The organism is Cupriavidus sp. HMR-1 (genome assembly GCF_000319775.1).
Classification (GTDB): Bacteria; Pseudomonadota; Gammaproteobacteria; order Burkholderiales; family Burkholderiaceae; genus Cupriavidus; species Cupriavidus metallidurans.
Genome location: NZ_ANKP01000079.1, coordinates 1 through 3,386, shown reverse-complemented (window position 1 = coordinate 3,386; position 3,386 = coordinate 1). Strand labels below are relative to the sequence as shown.

Genomic DNA, 3,386 nt, shown 5'->3' with positions numbered 1-3,386 from the left:
CCAGCCGCGCCCGGCACGGCCTGCCAGCGCACCGTGATGGCACGGCTGGAAATCGGCTGCGGCAGCGCGGCAACGACCGGGGCGGGCAACAATGCCGTTGGTTTGGACAGTCGGCCCGCGGTCGACACCCCGACACCGTAGCCGGCGGCGACTTGGGTGGCCGAGCCCGGACGCGCGCCTGCCCCCACACCGACCTTGCCTTCGATGACTTCGCTACGGCTACCACCGTCATCGGCGCTGACTCGATACCGCGTGCCACGCACGCCGGTCACCATCAACGGCGTGCTGATCTCATAGCGCCCGACGCCGCCACCCTTCGGCGCGACCGCCGAATCGGCGCCGCCCCTGTCGATGCCGATCATCGTGTCGGTCAGACCGCTGCGCGCGAATGTGCGCAGTCGGCGCACCTGCAGCTTGGTCGCCGCTGGCAGCGACACACGGGTCCCGTCGCTCAGTTCGAGCGTTGCCGCACTATTCGGACCGATCTCGATCCGCGCCGATTCGGCCAGCGCCATGCCGGTCTGCATCGGCCTGCCATCGACGCTTGCCTGTCCGCGCACGAAAACCACTCGCGCCGTCGACGGCGCTACGGGGATCTGCGACAGGGGAATGCGAATCCGCGTGCCGGGCACCAGCCGGTACGGGTCTTCCACGCGATTGAGCGTCTGCAGCAGGTGCCAGCCGTCCGTGCTCGTCATAAAACGCGTGGCCAGGCCGATCAGGGTGTCGCCCCGCTCGACCTCATAGATGAAATCCTTGCCCTGCGTGCCTGCGGGGCCGGCCAGCGCACTGCCAGACAGAATCAGGGACATCAGCGCGCCTCCCACGGTGGCGCGGTGCAGCGTGGGACGGCTACTCATGAGCGGCCGTGGCTTCGAACCGATAGCCATGCGAATAGACGGAAGCCAGCCGCACACCGTTCTCGGGGCGCAGGGCCAGCTTGATGCGCAGGCGCGACATATGCGTGTCGAGCGTGCGCGAGGCGGCATCCATCGCACGCCCCCAGACGGCCTGTTCAATCACGTCGCGCGCCAGCAGGCGACCGATGTTGCGGAACAGGAACAATGCCAGGTCGAACTCGCGCGGCGACAGATCGACGTTCTGCCCGTCCAGCGCAATCACGCGCCGGCGCGCGTCCACGATATAGGCGCCCTGCCGGATCAGATCGTCTTCGTGCAGGGTCTTGGGATATGCGCGACGCAGCAACGCTCGCACGCGCGCGACGAACTCGCCCGGCCGGATCGGCTTGGCAAGGTAATCGTCGGCGCCCACGGACAGGCCCGCAACAATGTCGGATTCTTCGATGCGACTGGTCAGGAACAGGATCGGTGGCAGGCGCCCCGAATGCTGGCGGACCCAGCTCACGAGTTCGTAACCACTGACGTCCGGCAATTGCCAGTCCATGACGACCAGGTCGAACGCCTGGTCCCGCAATGCTCGCAAGAACGCGGAACCGGTCGCGAAGCTCGAGCATTCAAAGCCCGCTTCATCCAGCAGCTGGCAAATCTGCTCGGCCTGGCTGGTGTCGTCCTCCACGGAGGCAATTCTCATACTTCCCTCTGATAACTACGGCCTGTGTCTGGCACGGCGGTGTTATGTTACCGAACGGTAACACGGCCCGTCGAGGCTACGTTAGAGGGGATTCTGCGCTTCGGATGTTGCAGACCAACCTCAATCTTTACCTTTCTCTCTCAGTTTCCAATTGCGGGCGTAACGGTTTCGTGCACGCAAAATGCAGCATCGCCACGCATCGCGTCCTTTATTGGAGCATATAGGTTTCGTACTCGAGACGGTCAAGTTTACGATCGAGCAGATATAACGCAAGTGCTACGACGATCAGCAGCGAGACCGCGAAGCCATAGCCATACCAGGCCGGCCCAAGCTCGAGCGTGAGGCGCGTCAGCACGAAATTCAGCACGACGAACGTGCCGGTCAGCATCAGCACCTCGCGGCGGCGATCCAGGTAGAAGTAGATGTTCAGCACGCCCAGCAGCACCACCTGCAGGCTGGCGCCGATCACGTCCACGTAGAGCAGCGGCAGATACAGCTCGGAGATGCCGAGCAGTCGCAGCACCCATCCGCCCACCACGAACAGCACCAGCGACGCGATGGCTTGCACCTTGACGATCTCGTACAGGCCCAGGCGGATGGTCTGGACCATCGTGTTGCGCATGTCCTCGATATGCTCCAGCGAGCTGCCGCCGCGCACCGCGTTGTAGAACGCGTCGTAATACTCGACAAAGTCCGTCTCGATCCGCACCAGGAACACCGCCATGCCCGGGATGATCGCCAGATAGGCCAGGAACACCGGAATGTCGTAGATGATCGACGCATGGAGCGGCCCGATCATCTGCTGGCCGGTGGACGGCGCATACCAGAACATGAACTTGTCGAGCCAGATGCCAAGGTTGTAGAACAGGCCGATGGCGACCAGGCTCGGATACGCGTAGCGCTTCTGGAAGACCTCGAACGACATGAAGCGGCGGCTCGTGTAGTTCCGGTAGATCAGCGTGATCATGCCCACCAGCAGGCATAGCTGGCCGACCACAAAGCCGCCGAGCAGACCTTCGAGCCCGCTCTTGCGCATTGCCAGCGCCGCCAGCACGGTGATGGCATAGCCGATCAGGAAGGTCCACACGATGGCCTTGTACTGCTTCATGCCGGACAGGAAGATCGCCGCGATCCAGATGTTGCTCATGATCACGAAGCCCGCGATCATCAACAGCCGGTACAGCACCGACTGCTCCGGAAAGGCCCAGAACGCGCACGCCAGGCCGATCAGCCCCGCCAGCATCGTGGCCAGCAACGCCACCGCGTGATAGTTCGACAGCACCAGATCATCGCGACGCTCGAACAGCCGGTCCGAGGTGAAGCGCGTGAACGAGAGCTGCATCGGCCCGGTCAGTATCAGGCTGCACGCGATCAGGTACGTCACCGAGACCTGGAACTGCGTGATAAGCATGCCCGGAATCACGAAACCGACCGATAGCAGGCCAATCAGCAGGATGCCGACGATCGACAGCACCCACGGACCGGAGCTGATCACCCCGGCATAGGCATAGGCGCCGATCAGCCCCGAAAGGCTGTCCCGCCGCAGCATCTTGCGCAGTTCGAATCCGATGCCGGCCATGTCAGCGCCCTCCCCCGTGCACCGGGCACTTTGCCGGGCTTGCCCCGCCGCGTGCGTGATGCGTGTTGTCCGGCATCGCCATCATCGATGCATAGAGCGTGCGATAGCTGCCCACCATCTGTTCCTGCGTGTAGTAGCGTTCCACCCGCGCGATGCCGGCGGCCTGGGCCGCCTGCCATCGCGCGGGCTCCTTGATCAGTTTCAGCGCCGCATCGGCCAGCGCAGCCGGGTCCGCAATGCGCACCACGTCGCCCGC

Annotated in this window: 3 protein-coding genes and 1 pseudogene; all 4 read right to left on the bottom strand. The window is 64.0% G+C overall.

Annotation, left to right across the window (positions count from 1 at the left end; translation table 11 throughout):
* On the bottom strand, positions 1–860 hold an 860-nt coding region (locus D769_RS11925), incomplete at its 3' end, for a FecR domain-containing protein (RefSeq protein WP_152414975.1).
* Positions 853–1,551, bottom strand: coding sequence for a response regulator transcription factor (locus tag D769_RS11920; RefSeq protein ID WP_011518651.1), 699 nt, complete (start codon positions 1,549–1,551; stop codon positions 853–855). The genes D769_RS11925 and D769_RS11920, both read right to left, overlap by 8 nt.
* A 208-nt stretch (positions 1,552–1,759) precedes the next feature.
* On the bottom strand, positions 1,760–3,130 hold the full coding sequence (gene pelG, locus D769_RS11915; RefSeq protein WP_008645329.1) for an exopolysaccharide Pel transporter PelG: 1,371 nt from the start codon (positions 3,128–3,130) through the stop codon (positions 1,760–1,762).
* 1 nt (position 3,131) lies between these two features.
* A pseudogene (locus D769_RS11910) lies at positions 3,132–3,386 on the bottom strand (glycosyl transferase family 1); the annotation flags it as partial.

Excerpts from the sequence above, each read along its gene's own strand:
- pelG (WP_008645329.1), bottom strand. The coding sequence starts at position 3,130 with ATGGCCGGCATCGGATTCGAACTGCGCAAGATGCTGCGGCGGGACAGC.
- D769_RS11920 (WP_011518651.1), bottom strand. The coding sequence starts at position 1,551 with ATGAGAATTGCCTCCGTGGAGGACGACACCAGCCAGGCCGAGCAGATT.